Source organism: Microbacterium gorillae, assembly GCF_050990725.1.
Lineage (GTDB): Bacteria > Actinomycetota > Actinomycetes > Actinomycetales > Microbacteriaceae > Microbacterium > Microbacterium gorillae_A.
In genome coordinates this window covers 3307936-3331302 of the sequence record NZ_CP158844.1, presented here as the reverse complement: position 1 = coordinate 3331302, position 23367 = coordinate 3307936, and the positions used below count along the sequence as shown (strand labels likewise).

General features: G+C 66.8%; 24 protein-coding genes and 2 tRNA genes. 16 read left to right on the top strand and 10 right to left on the bottom strand.

Annotated elements, in window-relative coordinates:
* The first annotated feature begins 35 nt into the window (after nucleotides 1-35).
* The 4 genes from ABTV68_RS15410 to ABTV68_RS15395 all read left to right on the top strand — a co-directional run bounded on the left by ABTV68_RS15410 (nucleotide 36) and on the right by ABTV68_RS15395 (nucleotide 3880).
* The gene (locus ABTV68_RS15410) at nucleotides 36-737 is read left to right on the top strand and encodes a metal-dependent transcriptional regulator (protein ID WP_433674584.1); all 702 of its coding nucleotides are present in this window, start codon (nucleotides 36-38) and stop codon (nucleotides 735-737) included.
* Between the two features lie 41 nt (nucleotides 738-778).
* Nucleotides 779-1912 (top strand): hypothetical protein, encoded by a 1134-nt coding sequence (locus ABTV68_RS15405; protein ID WP_433674583.1) that lies wholly within the window; start codon nucleotides 779-781, stop codon nucleotides 1910-1912.
* A 248-nt stretch (nucleotides 1913-2160) separates the two neighbouring features.
* Nucleotides 2161-3027, top strand: a complete 867-nt coding sequence (locus ABTV68_RS15400; RefSeq protein ID WP_433677626.1) for a M23 family metallopeptidase — start codon at nucleotides 2161-2163, stop codon at nucleotides 3025-3027.
* A gap of 355 nt (nucleotides 3028-3382) precedes the next feature.
* Nucleotides 3383-3880, top strand: a complete 498-nt coding sequence (locus ABTV68_RS15395) for an HNH endonuclease (protein WP_433674582.1) — start codon at nucleotides 3383-3385, stop codon at nucleotides 3878-3880.
* 6 nt (nucleotides 3881-3886) lie between these two features.
* Here ABTV68_RS15395 and ABTV68_RS15390 read toward each other — a convergent pair whose 3' ends face one another.
* Entirely contained in the window at nucleotides 3887-4393 is a 507-nt protein-coding gene (locus ABTV68_RS15390) for a MarR family winged helix-turn-helix transcriptional regulator (RefSeq protein WP_433674581.1), read from the bottom strand.
* A gap of 41 nt (nucleotides 4394-4434) precedes the next feature.
* Between ABTV68_RS15390 and ABTV68_RS15385 the strand changes: the two genes are divergently transcribed.
* Genes ABTV68_RS15385 through ABTV68_RS15375 form a run of 3 tightly spaced genes read left to right on the top strand, consistent with a single transcriptional unit; the run spans nucleotide 4435 to nucleotide 6969 of the window.
* The gene (locus tag ABTV68_RS15385; RefSeq protein WP_433674580.1) at nucleotides 4435-5358 is read left to right on the top strand and encodes a DMT family transporter; all 924 of its coding nucleotides are present in this window, start codon (nucleotides 4435-4437) and stop codon (nucleotides 5356-5358) included.
* 19 nt (nucleotides 5359-5377) lie between these two features.
* Entirely contained in the window at nucleotides 5378-6337 is a 960-nt protein-coding gene (locus ABTV68_RS15380) for a formylglycine-generating enzyme family protein (protein ID WP_433674579.1), read from the top strand.
* Nucleotides 6338-6357: 20 nt separating this feature from the next.
* Nucleotides 6358-6969 carry a DUF6630 family protein gene (locus ABTV68_RS15375; RefSeq protein WP_433674578.1) on the top strand — a complete coding sequence of 204 codons (612 nt, stop codon included), beginning with the start codon at nucleotides 6358-6360 and terminating at the stop codon, nucleotides 6967-6969.
* Nucleotides 6970-6987: 18 nt separating this feature from the next.
* Here ABTV68_RS15375 and ABTV68_RS15370 read toward each other — a convergent pair.
* A tRNA-Arg gene (locus ABTV68_RS15370) sits at nucleotides 6988-7060 on the bottom strand.
* Between the two features lie 170 nt (nucleotides 7061-7230).
* Between ABTV68_RS15370 and ABTV68_RS15365 the strand changes: the two genes are divergently transcribed.
* Together ABTV68_RS15365 and ABTV68_RS15360 are read left to right on the top strand one after the other, a co-directional pair.
* Nucleotides 7231-8493, top strand: coding sequence for an ammonium transporter (locus tag ABTV68_RS15365; RefSeq protein WP_433674577.1), 1263 nt, complete (start codon nucleotides 7231-7233; stop codon nucleotides 8491-8493).
* A 92-nt stretch (nucleotides 8494-8585) separates the two neighbouring features.
* Nucleotides 8586-9143 carry a hypothetical protein gene (locus tag ABTV68_RS15360; RefSeq protein WP_433674576.1) on the top strand — a complete coding sequence of 186 codons (558 nt, stop codon included), beginning with the start codon at nucleotides 8586-8588 and terminating at the stop codon, nucleotides 9141-9143.
* A gap of 138 nt (nucleotides 9144-9281) precedes the next feature.
* On the opposite strand, the gene ABTV68_RS15355 is transcribed toward ABTV68_RS15360, so the two are convergent.
* The 3 genes from ABTV68_RS15355 to ABTV68_RS15345 form a co-directional block, all read right to left on the bottom strand.
* Nucleotides 9282-9623: a histone-like nucleoid-structuring protein Lsr2 gene (locus ABTV68_RS15355; protein WP_433674575.1), complete on the bottom strand. Its 342-nt coding sequence runs from the start codon at nucleotides 9621-9623 to the stop codon at nucleotides 9282-9284.
* 103 nt (nucleotides 9624-9726) lie between these two features.
* Nucleotides 9727-10554, bottom strand: coding sequence for a LuxR C-terminal-related transcriptional regulator (locus ABTV68_RS15350; RefSeq protein ID WP_433674574.1), 828 nt, complete (start codon nucleotides 10552-10554; stop codon nucleotides 9727-9729).
* Nucleotides 10555-10684: 130 nt separating this feature from the next.
* Nucleotides 10685-11266: a methylated-DNA--[protein]-cysteine S-methyltransferase gene (locus tag ABTV68_RS15345; protein ID WP_433674573.1), complete on the bottom strand. Its 582-nt coding sequence runs from the start codon at nucleotides 11264-11266 to the stop codon at nucleotides 10685-10687.
* Nucleotides 11267-11424: 158 nt separating this feature from the next.
* Here ABTV68_RS15345 and ABTV68_RS15340 point away from each other — a divergent pair, with 158 nt between their 5' ends.
* Both ABTV68_RS15340 and ABTV68_RS15335 read left to right on the top strand, forming a co-directional pair.
* The gene (locus ABTV68_RS15340) at nucleotides 11425-15147 is read left to right on the top strand and encodes an AAA family ATPase (protein WP_433674572.1); all 3723 of its coding nucleotides are present in this window, start codon (nucleotides 11425-11427) and stop codon (nucleotides 15145-15147) included.
* Entirely contained in the window at nucleotides 15137-15325 is a 189-nt protein-coding gene (locus ABTV68_RS15335; RefSeq protein ID WP_433674571.1) for a hypothetical protein, read from the top strand. The genes ABTV68_RS15340 and ABTV68_RS15335 overlap by 11 nt, the downstream gene beginning before the upstream one ends.
* A gap of 51 nt (nucleotides 15326-15376) precedes the next feature.
* Here ABTV68_RS15335 and mscL read toward each other — a convergent pair whose 3' ends face one another.
* The 3 genes from mscL to ABTV68_RS15320 are packed head-to-tail and all read right to left on the bottom strand — an operon-like array spanning nucleotide 15377 to nucleotide 16710.
* On the bottom strand, nucleotides 15377-15787 hold the full coding sequence (gene mscL, locus ABTV68_RS15330; RefSeq protein ID WP_433674570.1) for a large conductance mechanosensitive channel protein MscL: 411 nt from the start codon (nucleotides 15785-15787) through the stop codon (nucleotides 15377-15379).
* Nucleotides 15788-15821: 34 nt separating this feature from the next.
* Complete coding sequence (locus ABTV68_RS15325; RefSeq protein ID WP_433674569.1) at nucleotides 15822-16076, bottom strand: FmdB family zinc ribbon protein; 255 nt, start codon at nucleotides 16074-16076, stop codon at nucleotides 15822-15824.
* Nucleotides 16077-16113: 37 nt separating this feature from the next.
* Nucleotides 16114-16710 (bottom strand): 5-formyltetrahydrofolate cyclo-ligase, encoded by a 597-nt coding sequence (locus ABTV68_RS15320; protein ID WP_433674568.1) that lies wholly within the window; start codon nucleotides 16708-16710, stop codon nucleotides 16114-16116.
* A 46-nt stretch (nucleotides 16711-16756) separates the two neighbouring features.
* On the opposite strand from ABTV68_RS15320, the gene galU reads away from it, so the two are divergent.
* The 3 genes from galU to ABTV68_RS15305 are packed head-to-tail and all read left to right on the top strand — an operon-like array spanning nucleotide 16757 to nucleotide 19378.
* Nucleotides 16757-17644 (top strand): UTP--glucose-1-phosphate uridylyltransferase GalU, encoded by an 888-nt coding sequence (gene galU / locus ABTV68_RS15315; protein ID WP_433674567.1) that lies wholly within the window; start codon nucleotides 16757-16759, stop codon nucleotides 17642-17644.
* Between the two features lie 19 nt (nucleotides 17645-17663).
* Nucleotides 17664-18296: a GNAT family N-acetyltransferase gene (locus tag ABTV68_RS15310; RefSeq protein ID WP_433674566.1), complete on the top strand. Its 633-nt coding sequence runs from the start codon at nucleotides 17664-17666 to the stop codon at nucleotides 18294-18296.
* Between the two features lie 56 nt (nucleotides 18297-18352).
* Nucleotides 18353-19378, top strand: a complete 1026-nt coding sequence (locus ABTV68_RS15305; protein WP_433674565.1) for a large exoprotein — start codon at nucleotides 18353-18355, stop codon at nucleotides 19376-19378.
* 75 nt (nucleotides 19379-19453) lie between these two features.
* Here ABTV68_RS15305 and ABTV68_RS15300 read toward each other — a convergent pair whose 3' ends face one another.
* The gene (locus ABTV68_RS15300) at nucleotides 19454-20644 is read right to left on the bottom strand and encodes an amidohydrolase family protein (protein WP_433674564.1); all 1191 of its coding nucleotides are present in this window, start codon (nucleotides 20642-20644) and stop codon (nucleotides 19454-19456) included.
* 59 nt (nucleotides 20645-20703) lie between these two features.
* Here ABTV68_RS15300 and ABTV68_RS15295 point away from each other — a divergent pair.
* Nucleotides 20704-20776, top strand: a tRNA-Ala gene (locus ABTV68_RS15295).
* Between the two features lie 96 nt (nucleotides 20777-20872).
* On the opposite strand, the gene ABTV68_RS15290 is transcribed toward ABTV68_RS15295, so the two are convergent.
* The gene (locus ABTV68_RS15290) at nucleotides 20873-21154 is read right to left on the bottom strand and encodes an integrase core domain-containing protein (RefSeq protein ID WP_433677625.1); all 282 of its coding nucleotides are present in this window, start codon (nucleotides 21152-21154) and stop codon (nucleotides 20873-20875) included.
* Nucleotides 21155-22047: 893 nt separating this feature from the next.
* On the opposite strand from ABTV68_RS15290, the gene ABTV68_RS15285 reads away from it, so the two are divergent.
* Nucleotides 22048-23349 (top strand): HEPN domain-containing protein, encoded by a 1302-nt coding sequence (locus ABTV68_RS15285; protein ID WP_433674563.1) that lies wholly within the window; start codon nucleotides 22048-22050, stop codon nucleotides 23347-23349.
* The last annotated feature ends 18 nt before the right edge of the window (nucleotides 23350-23367 follow it).

The following is a 23367-nucleotide window of genomic DNA, read 5'->3' as shown; positions in this document are numbered from 1 at the left end:
CTGAGGGTGACAATCGTCGCGATCGTGAGGGGCACATGACTGATCTCATCGACACCACCGAGATGTACCTGCGCACCATCCTCGAGCTGGAGGAGGAGAACATCACGCCGCTGCGCGCGCGGATCTCCGAGCGGCTGGGACACTCCGGGCCGACGGTGTCGCAGACCATCGGTCGCATGGAGCGCGACGGCCTCGTCGTCGTGTCGGACGATCGTCGGTTGCAGCTCACCGACAGCGGCCGCGGCAAGGCCGTCGACGTCATGCGCAAGCACCGCCTCGCGGAGCGCCTGCTCTCGGACGTCATCGGTCTGGACTGGGCGTACGTGCACGATGAAGCGTGCCGCTGGGAGCACGTGATGAGCGAGCAGGTCGAGCGGCGGCTGATCGAACTGCTGGGTCACCCGACCGAGTCGCCCTACGGCAACCCGATTCCGGGGCTCGACGTGCTGGGAAGCGAGGTCGCGACCGACTTCGAGCAGGGCGTCATCGGACTGGTCAACCGGCTCACCGATGCCGGAACGCCGATCGAGGGAACAGTTCGTCGCCTCGCGGAGCCTGCGCAGGTGGATCCGGAACTGCTCGAGCAGCTGCGCGACGCCGGTGTGCTTCCCGGAGCGCACGGCAGCTTCCGCTTCAACGAGGGCTACGTGCTAGTCGAGATGGACGGTCACGAGGACGGACTGGAGCTCCCGGTGGAGATCGCAGGGCATATCTTCCTCGTCGACGATCGGCGCTGACCCGTCTCATAACCGCACGCGGCAGGTCCGAGGGGGACGACATGGCGGGTGAACAGAACACGGACGGCACACCGGCGGACTCCGGTGGGTACGACGGCTACGCGCCGATGCCCCTCGGACAGCGCTCATCCGAGGAACTCGGACTGGGGCCGTCCGCTCCGCCGGTCTGGCCCAACGGCCGTCCGGAGTACGGCGGTCTGCCGCCTTACGGCACGCCCTACGTTCCTCCGGTGTATACGGCACCCTCCGGAGGGGGAGCGCCGGCGACGGGCACCTCGCCCGCCACGCCGCCGTATGCCGCCGCACCGCATGCTGCCGCGCCGTTCGGTTCTGCGCCAAACGACCCCGCCGCATATGCCGCTCCGTCGCACGCCGCCGTGCCCCAGGGCTCCGTGCCCCAGTCACACGCTGCCGCTCCGCCTGCGGCACAGCCGCCGATCGGGCTCCCCGCGTACGCCTCTCACCCCGTGTACGCTCCGCCGCCCGGATATGCCGCCGTCGCGCCGCGCGCGGGCGGTCTTCCCCGCTGGGGGTGGGCCATCGTCGCCGGCGTCGCGCTGGTGATCGTCGTCGTTGTCGTCGGTGCCGCCGCGCGTGTGCTCACGACATCGCCCGCCGGCGACCCCGCAACGCCCGCGGGCGGGGCCACGTTCTCGCCCGCCCCGTCCCTGGGGGCGCCCGCGCCCGAGGGAACGGTGACGCTGGACATGTCGGCGAACCTTCCGGCTGGAACGGTGCTCGACATGGCGGCCACGGCGGACTGGGCGCCGTATGACACCGTTGATCCGGAGCACCTGCTCGGGCCTGCTGCTCCCGCCGGAGAGGACGCGTGGCGCAGTCCGTGCTACTTCGCCCTGCACTCCAACGAGGGTGCATACGGCGATGATGACCGAGACGGCAGCGAGTACTGGGGCGAACTGGCCCAGAAGTACGCGCCACCCGGGACGACGGCCTCACCGATCGCGTCGCTGTTGGTGCCCGGGCCGGACGGGGTGCTGTACGAGTTCTCCGGATACTCCGAGATCAGCACGGGCGATTACGAGAAGGCCTCCGTGAACTTCACCCGCGTCGATGTGGCCGGGGATCGCACGTATGAGATCGCGGTGCGCTGCGATGGCACAGAGGTTCCGCAGGAGGCCCTGGATGCGGTGGCGTCCCAGTTCCAACTGAAGTAGGCGAGAAAAAGCCTGATCCGCCGGGCATCCGTGAGGCTCAAGCTGAGAGTTTGGGATTCAGAGTGACAGAATCGTTACATTCCCGTACTCTGGAAATGTCCGTCGGCGCAAGCTGGCCGAAGGACACCCCGGAATTGCCTCAACGGCTCGTCACCTCCGTGGGTCCCGATGCACAAAGTGCCCTGAACCGAGTGCCGACGAGCCGGACGCTTCGGCGTGGAGGCGACGGAGGAACCAGCTTGAGTGCAGTGAACGAGTCGAACCCGCCCGAGTCCAAGGGGGCGCCGGAGTCGACCGCAGCGGTGGTGCGTCGCGCACGCCGCCAGCCCCGCCCCGCGAGTGGAGGACGAGCTCGACCGGCTCGCATTCTCGGCAGCCTGGTGATCGTCGCCGGTCTGATCGGCACGGTCGGACTGTCGGCCTATGGTGCGTACAACGGTGCCAACAGCGCCGCCGCGGACAACAAGGGTCTCACCCTGCAGCAGGCCGCTGCGGATGGTGCGCAGGCGCTTGTCGTCGCCTCCGACGTCACCGGAGATGCCGTCCAGCGCGACGCCTATGCCGCGACGACCGCCGCGGAGATCGCGCAGAAGAAGGCGGAAGAAGAAGCCCTGCGTCGTGCCCAGGAGGCCGCCGCTGCCGCTGAGGCGGCGAAGAAGGCTGCGGCCGACAAGAAGGTCTCGATCGACTTCTCGAACGTGCCGACGTTCTCCGGTGCCACCGGAACCTTCGTCTGGCCCGTCACCGGTTTCGTTCTCGGCGACACCCTCGGTGCCGGCCGTGGACACGAGGGGTCGGACCTGCTGATCGCCGCCGGTACGCCGATCTACGCGATGAACGCCGGCACGGTCACCATCTCGGCCGAGAGCTACGGCGGGTACGGGAACTTCGTCGAGATCACGGGTGACGTGAACGGCACGTCGGTCGAGTCGCGCTACGGTCACATGACTTCCGGTTCCCGCGTGGTGTCGGAGGGCGACCATGTCGAGGCCGGACAGCTGATCGGTCTGGTGGGCAGCACGGGCCGCTCCACCGCCAACCACCTCCACCTGGAAGTCCGTCTGGACGGCTCGCTGGTGGACTCCTACGCGTTCCTTGTGGCCAACGCGGGCTGACGCAACGAGAACTCCCGAGGGGCATCGCACGAGTGCGGTGCCCCTCGTCGTTCGTGCCGGACCTGGAATGTTCACCTGCGCGTCGTATGCCTCCCGGGCGTGTCGGGGTTACGCTGTGTCCTGACGCCGGTCGAAACGCGGAGGGCGCACATGCATACGACGACGAGCATCCGAACCACGGGTGTGGGTCAGTCGCGCGTGCATGAGCATCGCCTGCCGCAATCGAGCATGTCCGCGAACTCTCACAGGGCGCCATCCGTTCGGATGGCGCCCTGTGTCGTTCCGGGGTGAATCGACCGCGTCGCACGCATCGTGAAACCCGGCAACCAGCCGGGGCGAATCGAGAGGATGACGGATGCGCACGCTGGTGTTGAACGCAGGATACGAACCGCTCGCAGTGGTCTCATTCAAGAGAGCGCTGCTGCTGGTCATGAACGACCGCGCGACGATTATCGAACGGGTCGAGGACTCGCCGGTGTGGGGAACGAGCAGCGTGTTCGATCGCCCGGCGGTGATCGTGCTGTCCCGCTACGTGCGGGTGCCGACGACCTACAATGTCCCGGTGACCCGACGTGGAGTCTTGCGCCGCGATGGGTATCGGTGCGCGTATTGCGCCAAGCCCGCAGCCACCATCGATCACGTCATGCCACGCTCTCGCGGGGGAGCGGACTCGTGGGAGAACCTCGTGGCGTGCTGTCTTCGCTGCAACAACGTCAAGAGCGATCGCACGCCGCACGAGATGGGCTGGGAGCTGCGCTTCATCCCGCAGCCGCCGCGTGGTTCGCAGTGGACGGTGCGCGGTACCGAGCGGGCTGAGCCGGCCTGGGCGCCGTACCTCAGCGCTGCGGCGTGACCCGCGTCAGTCGACGTCGAGCGCGCGTAGCCAGCGGCTGAGCAGTTCCGCCAGGTGCGGGGCATCACCGTCGAGCCCGCTGATGAGGCGGTGCTCGTTCGCGGTGTGCCCTTCGACGGCGCGTTCGACCAGCTCGAACCCCGCTGGGGTAAGGCGGATGTGGCGGCGGCGCCCGTCGCTGGCGTCGCCCTCGCGCTCGACGAGTCCGCGGGCGATGAGGCGATCGACGCGCTTGGTCAGCCCGCCCGTCGAGATCATCGTGTGCTCGGCCAACTCGCCCGCGCTTCGGCGGTAGGGGCTGCCCGCGCGGCGGAGGGTGGCGAGGACGTCGAACTCGCCCTGCGAGATGCCGAAGCGCGCGAATTCATCGTCGATCGCGCGATCGAGGATCATCGCGAGCCGGTGGAGGCGGCCGATCACTGCTTGCGGGGTGGTGTCCAGGTCGGGTCGCTCGCGGCGCCATTCCGCGAGGATGCGGTCGACGCGGTCTTCGTCGCGAGGATCTTCTGCCATTCGATCAATCTATCTTCCTCGGAAGGTGTAATCTATCTTCCATGGAAGATAATTCGCGCTGGAAGTGGATCCTGATTGCGGCGATCGCGCCGCTCGCCTGGGGAAGCGTGTACTTCGTCACGCGCAACTTCCTCCCGGCAGGCACGCCGCTCTGGGGCGGTGTATACCGTGCGCTCCCGGCGGGGATCGTTCTCCTGCTGATCGCGCGTCGCCTGCCGCGCGGTGACTGGTGGTGGAAGTCGATCGTTCTGGGCCTGCTCAATGTGGGCGGCTTCTTCGCGCTGATCTACCTCGCAGGCACACTGCTGCCCTCCAGCCTTGCGGCGACCGTGATGTCGGCGTCGGCGGGAACGATGCTGCTGTTCGGCTGGGGGTTCTTGGGCCAGCGCCCGCGCCTGATGGCCGTCGCCGGTGCGCTGATCGGCATCCTCGGCGTCGTCGTCATGATCGGCATCGGGACGTCAGCCGTGAACGGCTGGGGTTTGCTCGCGTCCCTCGCCGCCATGCTCTCGTCGAACATCGGCTTCGTTCTCACGGCCAAGTGGGGGGCGAAGATCCCTCCGGTGACGCTGGCCTCTTGGCAGCTCATTGCTGGGGCGACGGCGTTGATCCCCGTTGCCGCGCTGGTGGAGGGACTGCCGCCGATGCCGCAGGGACCGCAGCAGTGGCTGGGATTCCTCTACGTGTCTCTGTTCGCCACCGCTCTGGCGTACGCGGCGTGGTTCACCGGGCTTCAGCGGCTACCGGCAGCGGCCATCGGGGCGGTCGGGCTCCTCAACCCGGTATCCGGAGTCATTCTCGGCGTCGCCTTCGCTGGCGAGGTGTTCGGACCGGCACAGGCGATCGGCATGGCGCTGGTCATCGCGGGCGTCGTCATCGGCACACGTCAACCGCGGATTCGTACCGTGCCTGCGCCCGATAGGCTCGCAACAGGGCCCAGCGTCGAGCCGGCGACGCGCGGCTGAGACGAACGGAGAGACGCGCATGAGCGAGCAGGATGGTTGTGGCTGCGGGTGTGGGGCCCCGTCTCGGTCGTCGCTGCTCCAGATCGGTTCGGTGACCCAGAGTGCTGCGTCTTCGGCTCGCGGGGAGCATCCGATCGAGCAGGTCGCGGTTCCCGCAGGCACCTTCACCATGGGTGACTCGTCGGGTGACGAGAACCCCGCCGACGGTGAGACGCCCCGCCACGTCGTTCGCCTGTCGGCGTTCTCGATCGACGCCACATCCGTGACGAACGATGCATTCGCCGCCTTCGTCGACGCCACCGGATACCGCACCGAGGCGGAGGAGTTCGGATATTCGGCCGTCTTCCACCTCGCCGTCACAGCGCCCGAAGCGGACATCGTCGGGATTCCTCCGCAGACGCCATGGTGGCGAGGCGTCCGCGGTGCAGACTGGCGACGCCCCGGTGGTGCGGGCTCGGACATCACGGACCGCGGCGATCACCCGGTGGTCCACGTGAGCTGGAATGACGCCCAGGCGTACTGCTCCTGGGCCGGGCGGCGCCTGCCGACCGAGGCGGAGTGGGAGTACGCCTCGCGCGGAGGGTTGGACGGCGCCAAGTACCCGTGGGGCGATGCCGAGGTCGACGAGGACGGCTGGCGGGCCAACATCTTCCAGGGACGGTTCCCCGCGCACAACACGGGCGAAGACGGATGGGCGACGACCGCGCCCGTGCGGACATTCGCACCGAATGGCTACGGTCTCTGGCAGACGGTGGGCAACGTCTGGGAGTGGTGCGAGGACCGATTCGACCCGAGCTACTACGCACAGTCTCCCGAAGCGGATCCTCCGGGACCCGGGGAAGGTGGTGCCCGCGTTCTACGCGGCGGCAGCTACCTCTGTCACATCTCGTACTGCAACCGCTACCGGAACTCCGCCCGTTCGCAGAACACCCCGGACTCGTCGATGGGCAACGCCGGGTTCCGCACCGTCTCGCTCTGACTCGTCGATAGGGTTCCCCCATGGGCCTCTTCGACGTCTTCTCCCGCGACCGTCGCGACCGGCAGACAGAACAACCGTCTGTGGGATCCGGGGAGCGGGCCACCGCGGCGGTGGACTACAGCCCGCTCGTGCCGATGGCGGCGCTGATCAGCAACGACGACCCTCGGGTCGCGGCAGACATGACACTTCTCGCCGCGGGATATGACTCCTTTCGTGCAGCGCACCCCGAGTGGTGTGCGACGATGCAGTTCGGTGACGTCGAGCCGGCTCACTACGACGCGACGATTCGTGACGTCTTCGTCTATTGGCTCGTCGGCTACAACACCCCGTACGCCTACGGCGCGTACATCGACTGGAAAGAAGAGACGGGGGATATCGTCTGGCAGCTGGAGCGGGTGACGACCTCGCTCGGCGTCGCGCTCGGTCTCGCCGAGATTGCATTCCCCGGCGATGAGGACACGGAAGCGGCACTGCGCCAGATCGCTCAGCACGTGAGTGAACGCGGTTACACCCTCACGGTCATCGACACGGAGAGCGACAGCTACCATCTGTATCTGGTGCCGCGGGCGGAGCATGAGCGAATGGTCACCCTCGGTGCAGCAGTGGGATTCCACATCTACACCCTGGGGTGAGGGGCGAGGATCTTCCGGTGCCCCTGACTGGACTCGAACCAGCGACGCACGGTTTAGGAAACCGACGCTCTATCCACTGAGCTACAGGGGCGCGACTCCCCAGCCTAGTTGACCCTCGAGCGCTTCATCGCCGACGGCCGCCGCGCAAAACGTCACGTGTTGGAAACAACCGCGTAGCGGCTGGGAAATTCATGTGCGCCAGATTAGGGCGTGTCGCAGCGCACCCGCGCAGATCGCGACCTCTCGGAAAGGTGGACTCGGATGGACCAGGGAAATACAGCGTTCATTCTCATCGCGGCAGCACTCGTGCTCCTGATGACTCCCGGCCTCGCGTTCTTCTACGGCGGGCTCGTGAAGGCGAAGAGCGTCATCAGCATGATGATGCTGAGCTTCGGTGCGCTGGGACTCATCGGTGTGCTGTGGGTGCTCTACGGCTACGCCATTGCGTTCCCCGGCGCGGAGGGCACGCTTGCGCCCTGGGCGATTGACTGGTCGGCAATCGGGCTGGAGAGCCTGATCGAGGTGCCGGAGGGTGCTGCTTACCCGCCGCTGGCATTCGTGGCCTTCCAGGCGACCTTCGCCATCATCACGGTGGCACTCGTGTCCGGTGCGATCGCCGACCGCGCCAAGTTCGGGTCGTGGATGATCTTCGCGGCGATCTGGGCGACGGTCGTGTACTTCCCGGTCGCCAGCTGGGTGTTCAACTTCGGCCTGGCCGATGACGGCAGCTTCGCCTACGGCGGCTGGATCACGCACGGTCTGCAGCAGACCTTCGGTGTGGGCGCGATTGACTTCGCCGGTGGTACTGCAGTGCACATCAACGCCGGTGCCGCGGCTCTCGCTCTCGCTCTCGTGCTCGGCAAGCGCCAGGGATTCCAGAAGGGCGCGCACGTGCCTCACAACCCGCCGTTCGTGCTGCTGGGTGCGGGCCTGCTGTGGTTCGGCTGGTTCGGTTTCAACGCGGGATCGGAGCTCGCTGCTGACGGCACGGCTGCCCTGGCCTTCATCAACACGATCGCGGCTCCTGCCGCAGCCCTGCTGGCGTGGCTCGTGGTCGAAAAGATCAAGGACAAGAAGCCGACCTCCGTCGGTGCGGCATCGGGTGCGGTGGCCGGCCTCGTCGCGATCACGCCGGCCTGTGGCTCTCTGCAGCCGATCTGGGCCATCCTGCTCGGCCTCATCGCCGGCGCTGTGTGCGCCCTCGCGATCGAGCTGAAGTTCAAGTTCGGCTTCGACGACTCGCTGGATGTGGTGGGCATCCACCTGATCGGTGGCCTCATCGGAACGCTCTACCTGGGCTTCTTCGCCAACGGCACCGGCCTGTTCCTGGGTGGTGACGGCACGCAGCTGCTGGTTCAGGCGATCGCGGCGTTCGCGGTGCTGATCTACTCCTTCGTGCTCGCATACGGCATCGGATTCGTGATCGACCGGACCCTCGGCTTCCGCATCAAGGACGAGGACGAGATCGCCGGTATCGACAAGGTCATCCACGGTGAGGCGGGATACGTGCTCGCTGATCGCTGATCGTCGATCACTGAGCAAGGCCAGACGGGGCGGGGGCCGCGCACAACGCGGCTCCCGCCCCGGCATTTCACCGGGACCGCAGAGGCAGGAACATGTTCACTCCGATCAACCAGGCGGTTGCGGTACGACCGCTCGATGCCGGCGACGGACGAATCCGTCACCTCACGGCGCTCTCCGAGGATGAGCGGTGGTCGGATGCCGGTCTGCACGTCATTGAGCTGCGCTCACGAAACGGAACGTTCGTGCTTCCCGAACGTCACGCCAGCTATCAGGTGGTCGGGTTGTCGGGTGCCCAGATCGCCATCGGGGAGCGGGGCTCGTATCGGCCGTTGCGCTCCGGGGAGGTCCTGCGGTCCGCGGGGGAGACGGTCGAGCTGCGTCGCTGGGCATCTCGGGGAATCAGCCGACTTCTCTGTCTGAGTCTCGACCAGCGGGAGGCCATCGCCACCCTGTCTACGGTCACCGTCAGCGAGCCGACGGGCTTGACCGGTGATGTCACCTCGATCACGGTCATCGCCGGGGCGGCTTCCCTGGAGACTCAGGCTCTGGAGCCGACGACCACGGTGCTGGTCGGCAGCGGGGGCGACGGCGTCGTGACCGGCCATGGTCGCGTGGCGCTGACCCGATTCCTCACGAGGGTCACTTCCTGATACGACGGGACCGAGGTCAGTCGCTTCGAGCGTCACCGCGGGGAGAGATCGCCGGATCAGCAGGTCAGACGATCTGCGATCCGGACAGCATTCGGGCCGTTCTGCAATCTCAGCAGAACGGCCCGAATGCGGTGAAGATCAGTGCGCGGCGTCGTAGGCCTCGAGAACGCTGGCCGGCACGCGACCACGATCGGAGACCGAGTGGCCGTTGTCGTTGGCCCAGGCGCGCACGGCGGCCAGGTCGGTGCGGCCGGAGCCGCGCTTGGGGGCGGGGGAGGAAACGGCTGCGGTGCGTGCGAGACGACGGCCGGCGGAGATGAACGGGGCTACAGCGGCACGAAGCGCTGCGGCGTTGTCATCCGTGAGGTCGATCTCGTAGGCGACGCCATCGAGCGAGAAATGAACAGTCTCGCCGTCACCGACTTCGAGGACAGTTCCGTCGAGGTCGTCGATGATCTGGTGAACTATTTTCTTTGCCATATGCATAACAATAGAAGATGAAAGATCGAATCCACATGAGGATCTTCACATGAATCGCGTGAGTCGCGATGTGGGAACACGTATGAGTCACGCTCGCCGGTGATCAGGGAATGATTCCCGCCCGCCGGGCTTCGGTTACCGCGGCGAGACGGGTGGAGACTCCCAATTTGGACATTGCGGTGGCGAGATAGGCCTTCACTGTCCCGGGCATGAGCCCGAGTTGCCGCGCGATATCTGCATTGGTCCCGCCGAGTGCGGCGCAGGCGAGCACGTCCACCTCGCGCGGCGCGAGCCGTGGCGTTTCGGCGGACGGCAGGGGAAGCTGATCGCCGGCGAGTGATGCCAATCGTTCAGAGAGCGTGCGCAATTGTTGTGCATCTGCGTCCGTTGCGCGATTAATCAATGGACGCAGAGCCGCATAGATCGATCGCAATTCCTCGCGGTGTGCCATGGGAAGTGGATCGCTGACCACTGGAAGCGGAGTCGATGTTCCCAGCATGCGAATCCGGCGTTCCACCTCATCGCGTACGCGCAATTCCGACGCCAGTGCCTCGGCCACCTGGAAAGCCGGTGCGGCATTCACCTCACCGACCGGCTGACCGCTCCAGGATCCGCCGTACAGAATGCCTCGTGCGATTCCGCCCACAATGATCGGGACAGCGAGCAGGGTGGAGATCCCCTCGCCGAGGATCGCTCGATCGTAGTCGTGCGTGATCGACCGACTGGCACCGTAGTCGCTCGTCATACGGGGGCGGAGTTCGACCACCGCACGGCCGCCGAGTCCGCGCTCCGGGTGCACGCGCAATCCGTCGAGGCTGCGAGTACGTGCGCCGTGCACGGCGGTGATGGACACCTCCCCATCGTGGAAGAGGCCGCCGAACGCTACGGGAAAGCCCGTGCGGCGCGAGAGTTCGCGCACGGCGTGCGCCACCAGTTCCGCCTCGCTGGGTGGTGCCGTGCGTGCGTTCACCGTGCCTCCGTGGTGCCTCTGGGTCTCCGGGCATTCGTCCCGAGAGCGCCGAGACTGCCGAGAGGGGCGAGCAATCGAGGATATCGCCGCATCAGCCTCGCGCGGCTTGATCGAAGGCGTCTTCCGCCTCCGCGTCGTCGATTCGGGCGGTGCGGTGCGGCGCTGCCCGTGGCGCGATCGCACCCTCCAGCTCCAACAGGGCGCGCTTGGTTTCTGGATGAGCACCGTACTCACCCACCGATCCGTCGGAGCGAACCACACGGTGGACGGGGACGATGAGAGAGAAGGGCGTGAGCCGGCAGGCGGTGCCCACAGCGCGCGCTGCTCGTGGGCGTCCGGCGACCAGCGCGATCTCTCCGTAGGATGCCGTGGCGCCATACGGAATCTCGGTGATCGCCTGCAGAGCATCCAGAGCGAACCCGGTCACCAGGCTCCAATCCAACGCCACGTCGAATTCTCGGCGCGTGCCGTCGGCATACTCCTCGATCTGCTCGCAGAGATCCGCGAGGGATCCCGGACTGCTCTCCGGCACGGCACCGAGCTGAGCGGCGACCCGCTCGATCTCCCACTGCGGATCCCCGTCGATCAGGTGGAACCAGACGAGTCCGTGCTCGCCGGTGACTCCCACCGCTGCGCCGAAGGGGGTTGATATGACGTCCCAGGTGTATTCCATGACCACATCATCTTCGTCGCTCGAGCCGTGAAGTGCGCCCGTTCGGCTGACTCGAACAACTCGCTGCGTTATCGGCACGGGGGAGGAGAAGGTGAGGGATCGGGTGCGTGCGGCGCGGAATACGGCGAATCCGCGGGCTGTCGACCTAGTCTGGTCGTGTGCGGCACGACAACACCGAAGACGACGAGCGTGCGGGCGCGACGGTGAAACCGATCGTCCCGGGCGACATCGACTCGCTCGCGCCCGGTGTGCATGTGACCCACGCCGCTCAGCCCACGCGAGAGGCCATCGTCCGTCAGGCGGCAGATCTCGGCGGTCCCTCCCCGCTGCTGCGCTATCACGACATCCCCGAAGCAGGAATCGAGATCACGAAGGCGCACCCGGGCAGCCTTCCGCAGTTCATCACCGGTCGCTCCACGCTGCTTTCCGGCCTGTTCCGCGATGAGGTGGCGCTGCGCACGGCCCGCATCGCCGCGGAGCGCATCACGACGAAGAACCTGGAACTGCGCGCGGTGCGGGGCCTGGATCCGGTGCACCTTGCCGTCGGTCTCGCCTCGTGGCGTATCGGCGGCGTCGGATACACCGCCCCGGTACTGCTGCGACCGCTCGCCATTCGGCGACACCAGCACGACTTCGAGCTGAAGCTGCACGGCAATTTCCAGATCAACCCGGAACTCGTGCGAGCAGCGCAGGAGCACTTCGGTATCACGATCGACGGGCCGCGGCTGGCCGCGCTCGCCTATGACGGCGGCGTGTTCAAGCCGCAGCCGGTGATCGATCACCTCCGCCGCGCCACCGCCCGCATCGACACGTTCTCCGTGCACCCGCGCCTCGTGGTGTCCGTGTTCGCCGATGTTGCGAGCGCGATGTCGCGTGACGGGTCACTGGATCATCCCGTGCTCAACGCGCTCGGTGGTCACCAGGATGATCGTGCGCGTCTGCGCGCGGCGCGCGGCGACGTGGTGCCGACCAACCCCGACACGCGAGCACCCGCTGCCGACACCCTCCTCCTCGACGCGGATTCCGAGCAGGAGCGCGTGCTCGCTCGCATCATGGCCGGGCAGTCGCTGGCCATCACGACCCTCCCGGGCACCGGCGGCACGCAGACGATCATCAACGCCGTGGGCTCGCTCGTGGACTCCGGCAAGCGGGTGCTCGTCGTGAGCGCACGCCGGTCCACGCTTGACGGCATCCGTCATCGCCTGGCCGGCGTCGGCCTGGATGCGCTGGCCATCGCCCCGGCCGCCGTGCGCAAGGATCTGATCCGCGCCATCGGCCGCAACGAGAAAGCCGAGCAGCCGCAGGTCGCGGACGTGGACGAGGCGCTGGTGCGCCTGCGGGCGATCCTCACGGACTATCGCGCTGCGCTGTCTGCGCCGCACCCCGTCTTCGGTGTCTCCGCGCTGGACGCCACCCGCGCGCTGTCCGCGCTGGCCCAGAAGCCCACCGCACCGAACACCGCCGCGCGCCTGGACACCCGTGCCCTGCAGGCACTCGCCAGTGGGCGTCGGGAAGCGGCGGAGAAGCTGACTCTTGCCGCGCGACTGGGTGAGTTCCGTTTCGGGCCGGATGACTCGCCCTGGTACGGCGTGACCTTTAGCACGACGGCATCCGCCACCGACGCGCACGCTCTCGCTGCGCGCCTGCACAAGAGCGACGTGTCCAGCCTGTTGGAGCGCGGCTACGAGCTGATCGCGCAGACGCGCATGCGGCCGTTCCTCACGGTGGATGAGCTGGGGGAGTACCTTCGCCTCCTGCAGGGGATCGGCGAATCTCTCGACAAGTTCCTCCCCACCGCGTTCGAGCGCCCGCTGGGCGAGATGATCGACGCCCACGGCCCGCGCCGCAGCACGGCCGAGATGAGCAACGCCAACCGTCGTCGGCTGAAGAACCTCTCGCGGGATCTGGTTCGCCCCGGCGTGCATGTTGCCGATATGCACGCGGGCCTGCAGCGCATCCAGCAGCAGCGTACGCAGTGGCAGCGCTATGTGGAACAGGGTGCGGTTCCCGAGGTTCCCGTCGGACTGCACGACGTCACCGTGGCTTGGCAGCGGGTCCACGCCGATCTGGCCTCCCTCGACACCGTGCTGGGGCGCGCGGGCACCGCACGGCTGTCGGCGATGCCCGTAGCGCAGCTGGTGCGGACGCTGGCGGGACTTGCTGCCGAGTCCAAGTACTTCGACAACCTCGTCGAGCGCGCGAGCCTGCGCACCGAACTCGCCCGCCTGGGCCTGGAGCCGCTGCTCGAGGAGCTGTCGGTCCGCCACGTCGACGAGGAACGGGTGAGCGACGAGCTCGAGTTCACCTGGTGGCAGTCCGTGCTGGAGCACCTGCTGCAGAATGACCGCAGGCTCCTCGGCGCGAATACGTCGATCGTCGACCGTCTGGAGCGCGATTTCCGTCTCGTCGACGAAGCGCACAACGCCGCATCGGGTCCGCTGCTGGCCGCGCGGCTGGCAACCGACTGGCGCATCGGCATCGTGGATCATCCTGACGAGGCGATCGGTCTCAAGCACACACTGACGCGCGGGACGCCGAGCCCGGGCGAGCTGGTGCGTGTGGCCCCGCACCTCGCCGACATCGTCGCGCCGGTCTGGATCGCCTCGCCCTACGAGGTCCCGTCGCTGGGTGACGACGTCCGCTTCGACGTGGCGATCATCGCCGATGCCGGCGCGATCAACCTCGCGGAAGCCGCGCCAGCGATCCGGCGCGCCCACCAGATCGTCGCCCTCGGCGACCCCGCGACCCAGGCGCCGACGCCGTTCCGCATCGCCACCTCCGATGACGGCGAGTGGGAGAGCGAAGACCCGTTCGACACGACGAGCGTGTTCGAGCGCCTGGCCGAAGTGGTCCCGGTGGAGACGCTGACCCGCAGCTACCGCGCCGGTGGTGAGGATCTCGCCGAGCTCGTGAACGACGCGTTCTACGGCGGAGAGATCGTCTCGCTGCCGTGGGCGGGGTCCTATCTCGGTCGCGGCAGTCTCAGCGTCGACTACGTGGAGGGCGGCTACGGTGCCCCCGATCCCGACTCCGGAGCGGTGGAGAGCACGGATGCCGAGGTGTCTCGTGTCGTGGCTCTCGTGGTCCAGCACGCGGTGAAGCGCCCGCGTGAGTCGCTGATGGTCGTCACCGCCAGCCGTCGCCACGCGGAGCGCGTTCGTCGTTCCGTCGCTGCGGCATTCGCGGGTCGATCCGACGTTGCCGACTTCGTCTCGCGCGATGCGGGGGAGCCGTTCGCGGTGCTGACCCTCGAGGAGTCGGTGGCGGAAAGCCGTGACCGCGTGATCTTCTCGCTCGGCTTCGGCCTCACCAAGCACGGTCGCGTGCTGAGCGACTTCGGCGATCTCTCGACGCCCGATGGTGAACGACTGCTGACCGTCGGAATGACACGGGCACGCCGATCCATGGTGATCGTCTCCTGCATCCAGCCCTCCGCCTTCGACGACGGGCGATTGGAGCACGGCGCCGCGACCCTGATGGGCATTCTGGCCGGCGTCGACGAGCGTGCCGCCGCGGTGTATCCGGAAGAGGACGTCGATGTGCTCACTCGGGGACTCGCACGGGAGCTGCGCGAACTCGGTGCGGATGTCGAGCTGAACTATCGCGGAATTCTGCCGCTTGTCGCGCGTCACGGCGGCAAGGCCGTGGTGGTGGAGAGCGACCCGGATGTCGCCGACCAGTCGCTGCGCGAGAGCGTGCGGCTGCGTCCGCAGGCGCTACGCAAACTCGGCTGGCACTACGTGCGCGTGCACGCGTTCGACCTGTACAGCGATCCCGCTGGAGTGGCGCAGCGCATCGCCGTGCTGCTCGGCGTGGAGCCTGCGCCTGCTCGCGGCGACGAGACGCAGCCGATCGATCTGCAGCCCAGCGATGGCGAGTGACCCGGCGAACCCGCGGCAGCGCGTCGTGCGGGTCGGCTCCCGGCGCGCGAAGCTGACGGCCGCGCCTGGCACGTTCGCCGAGCCGGAGGTGACGGACGACGAGACCGTGGCTCCCGTTCGACAGGGTGAAGGGCCGAACGATGCGCGGCTGCGTCAGGACGTCCCGCCGCACTACTGAGCAAGAGAAAGGCGCCGACCCGGGGGATCGACGCCTTTCTGAGGGGTGCGACTAAGCGCGATCCTTCGCGAGCAGATCGCGGATCTCGGAGAGCAGCTCCTGCTCGCTGGGAAGCGCGATCTCCTCCTCGACGGAAGTGCCGGCCTTCGCGGCCTGGCGCTCCTTCCACTTGTTCATCGGCAGCACGAGGCAGACGTAGACGACCAGCGCCACGGCGAGGAAGTTGATGATCGCGCCGATCACCGATCCGATGCCGAAGATGGTGGTGCCGCCCTGGAAGTTCGCAACTTCCAGCGTCAGGGCATCCAGGCTCTTGACCGAGAAGAAGAAAGCGATCAGGGGGTTGATGATCCCCTCGACCAGCTTCGTGACGATCGCGCCGAACGCGGCGCCGATGACGACCGCCACCGCGAGATCGATGACATTTCCCTGCAGAATGAACTGCCGGAATCCCTTGATCATGTTCTTTCCCCTACCCAATCACCGTGCGAGACCGCTACGCGGAGGTCGTAGCGGAAGACGAACCCGTCTCAGCCTTCGATGATGTCGCAGTGCTTTCGCCGCCACCAGAGGACGCGCGGGAGTCGGTGCGATAGAAGCCGCCGCCATTGAACGTCACCCCGATGGAGCCGTACTGCTTGCGCAGCTGTCCGCCGCACTCGGGGCAGGCGGTGAGGGCGTCGTCGCTGAAAGACTGAACGGCATCGAAACGGTGGCCGCACTGCGTGCAGGCATAGGCGTAGGTGGGCATAGGTGAGCGTTCTTTCGTGAGTCGCGCCGCGAGAGGATCAGCGGGCGCTGGAGGTGAGGGTGATGATGCGCGTGGGAGTGACGATGCCGGTGACGGGTTGATCGTGCGGCTCGCGAGGAACCGCGTCGAGCACCTCGTTGTCGTACACGACGGCGTACACCGGCGGGCACTTCTGCATCGAGCCGAGGGTCTTGTCGAAGTAGCCGCGTCCCCAGCCGAGCCGCGTGCCATCGGTGCCGACCGCGGCCGCGGGCACGATCATGAGGTCTGCATCGTCGACCGCCATCGGACCGAGCAGCTCGCCCTCGGGCTCAGACAGGCCGAAGAGTCCCTCGTACTCGCCGCCATCGGGTGTCGCGACCGTCCAGTCGAGGAGGCCGTCCGCCCGCGTGACGGGCAGCAGCACGCGGATCCCGCGATCCATCGCATCGTTGATGAAAGTGCGGGTGCCGGGCTCGGCTGTTGAGGAGAGGTAGCAGGAGACGGTGCGGGCGCCGGTGCGCTCGATCAGCTCGTCCAGACGCTCGGCGATCGTGGCCGTGGCCTGATCGCGCTGGGATTCCGACAGCGACTGTCGCCGCGTGCGGATGTCTGCGCGCAGGGCCTGCTTCTCATCCGCGATATGTCTCGCCATACCCCGATTCTACGGCGCACGGCGGCCCATCCTTTAGAGTGGTTGAATGTCTCAGTCTCGTATGAAGGCGGTCATCCCTGCCGCCGGTCTTGGAACGCGCTTCCTTCCCGCCACCAAGGCGATGCCGAAGGAAATGCTTCCGGTCGTCGACAAGCCCGCTATCCAGTACGTGGTGGAGGAGGCGGTCAACGCCGGAATCGATGACGTGCTGGTGATCATCGGGCGCAACAAGAACGCGATCTCCGACCACTTCGACGCCGTCCCGGAGCTGGAAAGCAAGCTCGTGGAGAAGGGCGACGACAAGAAGCTGCAGCAGGTTCTTGCTTCCAGCGATCTCGCCGACATCCACTTCGTGCGTCAGGGTGAGCCCAAGGGCCTCGGACACGCGGTGCTGCGTGCGAAGGCGCACGTGGGTGAGTCCTCATTCGCGGTCATGCTGGGCGATGACCTCATCGACGAGCGTGACCCGCTGCTGCCGCAGATGATCGAGCAGCACGCGAAGCGCGGCGCGGCGGTCGTCGCGCTGATGGAGGTGCCGCGCGAGCACATCCACCTCTACGGCGTCGCCGCCGTGGAGGAGACCGATGATGAGGGTGTCGTCCGCATCACCGGCATGGTGGAGAAGCCCTCCGCCGAGGACGCTCCCTCCAACCTCGCCGTCATCGGCCGCTACGTGCTCGGTCCGGACATCTTCGATGTGCTGGAGCACACGGAGCCGGGCAAGGGCGGCGAGATCCAGCTGACCGACGCACTTCAGGAGCAGGCAGCGGACCCGAACGGAAACGGCGTGTTCGGTGTGGTCTTCCGTGGCCGTCGCTACGACACGGGTGCCAAGATCGACTACATCCAGGCCATCGTCCAGCTCGCGGTCGCGCGCCCTGACCTCGGCCCGGAGCTGCGCGACTGGCTGAAGGACTTCGCCGAGACCCTCTGAGTCCGGCACCGTCGCTCCCGTGGAACCGCAGATCGCGAGCAGGCACGGATCCGTGTCGCTGCGGCTGGTGAAGCCGCGGGATGCACGAACCCTGCAGCACGAGCTCCTGTCGAATCGCTCGTGGCTGAGCCCCTGGGAGGCGACCCTTCCCGGCGGTCCGGTGTCTTTCGACATGCGAAGCGGTGTGCGTCGGCTCCTCCAGCAGTATCGGGAGGGAGCCGGCGTGCCGTTCGTCATGGAGTACGACGGTGAGATCGCCGGTCAGCTGAACATCTGGGGCGTTGCTCGTGGCTCGCTGGCATCCGCGACGATCGGGTACTGGGTGTCGGAGCGGTTCGCGGGGCGCGGGATCACGACGATCGGTGTGGCTCTGGCGACCGATATCGCGTTCACACAGCTGCGGCTGCACCGGATGGAGATCTGCATCAGGCCCGAGAATCATCCGTCCCGGCGCGTCGTGGAGAAACTGGGCTTTCGTTATGAGGGCCTTCGCCGTCGGTACATCCACATCGACGGCGACTGGCGTGACCACTATGCCTACGCGCTGACCACGGAGGATGTGCCGCGCGGTGTGTTGAATCGCTATCTCCTCGGCGCCGTCCCACCGGACGCGGCCACCGTTCCGGCAGCGGATCGGATCGGTCCCGCCTAGTCCGACACGCCCAACACATCACGGGGAGCCTTGTCCGGCTCCCATATCGTGGACGCATGGGCGGAACGGTACTCGGCGGCGGCGTGATCCTGGCGATCGCGCTCGTCCTCTGGCTGGTGTACCTCGTGCCCGTGTGGCAGTCGCGCAGCCGGTTCAATGCGACCGAGCGCAATGCCGTCCGACTGAATCAGGCTCTGCGGGTGCTGGCCGAGACGGCGGAGAACCCGGAAGAGCTGCAGCTGGAACTCAACGCGCGGACCGCGCACGAACAGGCTCGCCTGGCGCGAGCTCTGGAAGCTGAGCGCGTCCGAACCGAGCGTGACCGTGTTCGCGCCGCTGCGGAGGCGGTTCGTGAGCAGCAGCGGGCCGAGGCCCTGGTGCAGAAGGAGCGCGACCGCGTCGCTGCCGAGCAGGCGCGGATCGAGAAAGAACGTCAGCGGGCCGAGCTCATCGCAGAGCGTGAGCGGCTCGTCGCGGAGCGGCGTGCGTCGGCGGAGCGTCGTGCTCGTGCGCGGCGAATCACGCGTCTTGTCGCCACGATTCTGACGGTCGCCGGGCTGGGGGCTCTCGCCGCGGGAGTGTGGCAGCTTGTCGTTTCAGCGGGTGCGGGCTTCGGCGGCCTGGTGATCGCGGGCGGTGTTGTGGCCGTGGCGATCGGCGTCTCGGTGCTGCAGCGGATGAACCGTGTCGCGCGTCGCACGGTGGTGCGGTCGTCGGCAGAGGTGGTTGTCGAGTCGGCGCCTGTGGCTGTGTCCCGTCCGGCCGTCGTGGTTCCGATCGTCGAGCGAGTGCCGGAGTGGGAGCCGCGCGTGCTGCCCCGTCCGCTCGGCACGGTGACGGGGACGTCTGCCGCCGCAGCGCAGGACGCACGGGACGCTCGTGAGGCGCTGCGCCGCGCTGCGATGGAAGAGGCGGCACGCCAGCGGGCCGCCGAGGCTGCGCCCGTGCCGATTCGTCCGGTTCGTCCCGCGGCCCCGCAACGTCCTGCTGCCGCATCGCCGTACGCGAGCATGGGCGTGGTCAGCGACGAGGAGATCGAGGCGCACGTGCGCACGCTCCTCGCCCGCCGCGCAGCCGGCTGAACCGATACGCCTGACTCCTTGCGAAGGCGCCCTCGTGACGTCGGTCGTGAGTGAGAGGTCGGCTCGTCGTGCGTCTCAGGCGTGGAGGAGGCGACCGCCGCCGATGACGACCTCGCGCGGCGGTGTGCGCACGAGAGCGTCCATCGGGTTCTCCGCGTCGAGAAGCACGATGTCGGCACGTGAGCCGACCACCAAGTCGTGCACCTCGCGTCCGACGAAGCGCGCGGCGCGGGAGGTCGCGAGCTCCACCACCCGCAGCAGGTCTGCATCGCGCACCACTCCGCCGGCGCGGCCGTACTGCCATGCGATGCCGAGCAGATCGCCGGTGCCGTAGGGACTCCAGAGGTCGCGGATGCCGTCGGTGCCGAAGGCGAAATCGACTCCGGCATCGGCGAACTCCTGCAGCGGCAGCTGGGGGAGGCGCAGCGGTGCGACAGTGGTCCAGGTCACGTCGAGCTGTCCGAACGTCTGGAGGAGGTCGCGTCGCCGGCTCTCCGGAATCTGCACGATGGCGAAACCGTGCGCGATGTTGACGCGGCCCTGGAAGCCGTACCGTTCGGTGCGCTCCGCAATCAGCTCCAGTTCGAAGGCTCCGAGCTCACCGCCGTCGTGCAGGTGGATGTCGATGCCGCACCCGTGCTCGGCGGCGATGTCGAACAGCGCGTCGAGCTGGCCGACCGGATCCCGGTCGATGGCGGCGGGGTCGAGTCCGCCGATGAACTCGACGCCCGACGCTGCAGCCTGAGCGAGCAGGTCGATGACGCCCGGCCGACGCAACACGCCATCCTGCGGGAACGCGACGATCTGCAGCCCGAGCGCCCCATCGAACTGCGCGAACGCGTCCCGGATGATGCTGATGCCGTCCAAGCCGAGGCCGAGATCCACGTCCACGTGCGTGCGGAACGCCGTGGTGCCCGTCCGTACCGACTGGTCCAGCACCGTACGGGTGATGTCGGTGCTGGGGATGCCCAGCTCGCCGCGGCGTTCCCGCTCGTGGCGGATGCGGCCCTCGGTGCTCTGCTCCCCGCCGTACGACTGCCACGGGTGCCCCCACCAGGACTTGTCGACGTGAGCGTGCGCGTTGATGAGACCTGGGATCGCCAGCAGACCGCGTCCGTCGACCGTGCCCGTCGCGTAGTCCTGAGCCACGGTCGGCGTGATCTCGACGATGACGCCGGTCTCGTCGATCTTGATGTCGGACGCCTCCCGACCCCAGGGGCGGACGTTGCGGAGCAGACGGACGGGAGGGAACAGCGTGGAGGTCATGGTTCGATTCTGGTCGGTCGGGATCACCCTCGCGAGCGTGCTAGGCTGAATTCGTTCACGGGCCTATGGCGCAGTTGGTAGCGCGCCTCGTTCGCATCGAGGAGGTCAGGGGTTCGAATCCCCTTAGGTCCACCGTGTGATGAGTCGGGACATAGGTCTCGGATGAGTCGTGAGATACGTCAGTCAGAAGGAGCCAGGCCAGCGGCCGGGCTCCTTCTCGTTGTTGCGTCAGTAGGTCCGTGTGGGGTCAAAGGCGTTGGTCGCGAGAATCTCGCGGGCGTTCAGGTGGATCACACTGTCGGCGCTGCTGCCTGCGGGGCCGACTTTCGGGGTCGCAGCATAGGCGTGTGCTGGTGTTCGGTCGTCTAGGGTGCCGTGTGGCCGGCGCTGGTTGTACTGCTTACGGAAGGCATCGCGCTGGGTTTGTAGTCCGGTGGCCGTGGTGGTTCGAGGCCGGGCGATGAGCCAGAGTTTCAGGGTCTGGTGGAAGCGTTCGACCTTCCCCTGGATCTGCAGGTAGTTCGGAGCGCCGTTCTTCTGGGTGATATTCAGAGCGGCGAGGGTGTATTCGAAGGCGGTGCGTCCGCCGCCATGGCGGGCGGTGGGGACACGACCGTCATTGGCGAGGTGGACGCCGGCGACCCGTAAGTGTCGATGCGGGCTTGCTCCCGGTGACGACGTCGTCGCCGGTCACCGGCCTGTGAGCGGTGGATGACAGCAGGAAGAGGGCGTGATCGTCGAGCCAGTTAAGGATGTCGGCCTTGGTGCCGTCCGCGAGTCGCCAGTGGGTGAAGCCGGACTGCCAAGTCTCGTTCGGATGCGCGGCTTGGAAGCGGATGTACGACGAGCGGGGGCGTTCGTGGGGGTTGCGGAGTGATCAATCCGGCACCGTGCAGGTAGCGGTCGAGGAGACGGTGGAGATGACGGCGGGATGCTCCGCATCACACAGCAGCCTGCGTGATCGTCAGCTCGCCCGCGACGATCCTGAGCACAATCACACTGTTCTTCGACACGCCTCCGACGCTGAACTATGTCACAACTCGCCAGAGACGCACTACCCGTGACCAATGTCGTGCACCCAGACACCCTGAGGTAGGTGTTATTGCTTGATGCGGTAGCCAATGGCTCCGCGAGGCGGAGCTTCGTGTGTTCCTTGCCGTCGATCTCGATACTGGTCGCGAAGGTCTGGTTTGACAGGCGCTTCCAGCGGCGGTCGATGGTCTTGTAGCGCTGCCGGCAGCCCACGAGGAGCCAGAATGCGCAGGCAACCTGCTTGCGTCTTACAGATAGGACACGACTTCACAGCGGTCCCATGAAGGTCATGATGGTGGCCCCGGCATCGGAGAGAATAGTTCTCGTAGCCGCGCTGTGCCTGCAGGACGGCATCCAAGGGAAGATCGGCGGTGGGACACGTGGTGACGAAGCTGGAACCCGGCGTTGTTAGGATCGCACACACGCGGTCGGGCGGTGAAGGTTCCGACGAAGTAGTTGTTGCGGAGTTTGACGCCGGGGGCGTGCTCTTGAGCTGGCCGCGAGCTCTGAGTTTCGTCGACGCTTTCCAACTCAATGACGACGGTCGGCAAATTCCAGAACCGCTTATTCTGCGGGATGGCAATGGATGGGTCACTCTTACTGATGGCTATACCGTGGGTGCGTCTGCTTCGTCTCTCGGGCACTCGCTAGAGCGCCTCCGCTACAGTCGCGCGATCCATACTGGAGCACACGGGGTCGATTATGCAGGGGTCAATGGGATGACCTCGGAGATCGACGGATTGGCGAAGTGGGCGAAGCGGGTTCCGGTGACAACGCAATTGACGCTGGGTGAGGAGGGGAGAGGTATCGAGGGAGTCTCGGTTGTGGCGAAGAACTTGGATTCCTTGCCGCTGGGAGGCCCGCTCGATCTGCGACTGGAAACTTCGTATCGTCACAGCCCCACGCCGAAGGGCGGAGTCTTCACAATCTCAACGGCCCTGCTGGTGCGCACTCGTAGCTCTGAGCTTGAAAGCTGGCAGACACACCAGCAGACCCATCGAATGATACAAGACCTCATGTGCCTTGTATATGGCAAGCCTTGTGGATCGCGGCTGATCTCGGTGATGAGGGAAGATGACCAGGAGTTGCCGCCGACGGATGAACGTCGCCACTGGAGGGACGCATACCAACCGTCTTTCGGTCGGGCCGTTGATCCTGACCAACAGTTGACCGACGATGACAGGCCGCTTTTCTTCCTTGATGAGGCCAACGTGGATCTTGTTGCGAAGTGGCTATCTGAGTACTCGTACTGGTCTCGACTTACCTGGATCGCCATGAGTGCCCTCTTCCATCGCACGCTCCCCGTCGAGTCGCAGCTTCTCCAGGTTGCGGTGGCGCTCGAAGCATTGGGCTACGCGATCGCTGAGAAAGCCAATCCCGCCAAGAGAGTCTCGGGAACGTACGAAACGCTGCTCAAGAACATATTCGACTTCCTAGGATACGAACCTGGCGCTGTTGTCGGTGACGGCGGCAGCCGTGACGCCTGGTGCAAGGCCTTCAATGAGGCCTACAAAGGAGTCAAACACGCCGACAATGATCTGACGGATGGACGAGAAGCCTGGACGCGGGCGCGCGAGGGGATAGTTCTAATCCGGTGCTGGTTCGCGGCCGCGCTTGGCGTCTCCGAGACGCTTATCACGCGGCGACTGAATGAGGGGCGAGTCGGTGCCTGATGGTCTGACAAGCGTTGT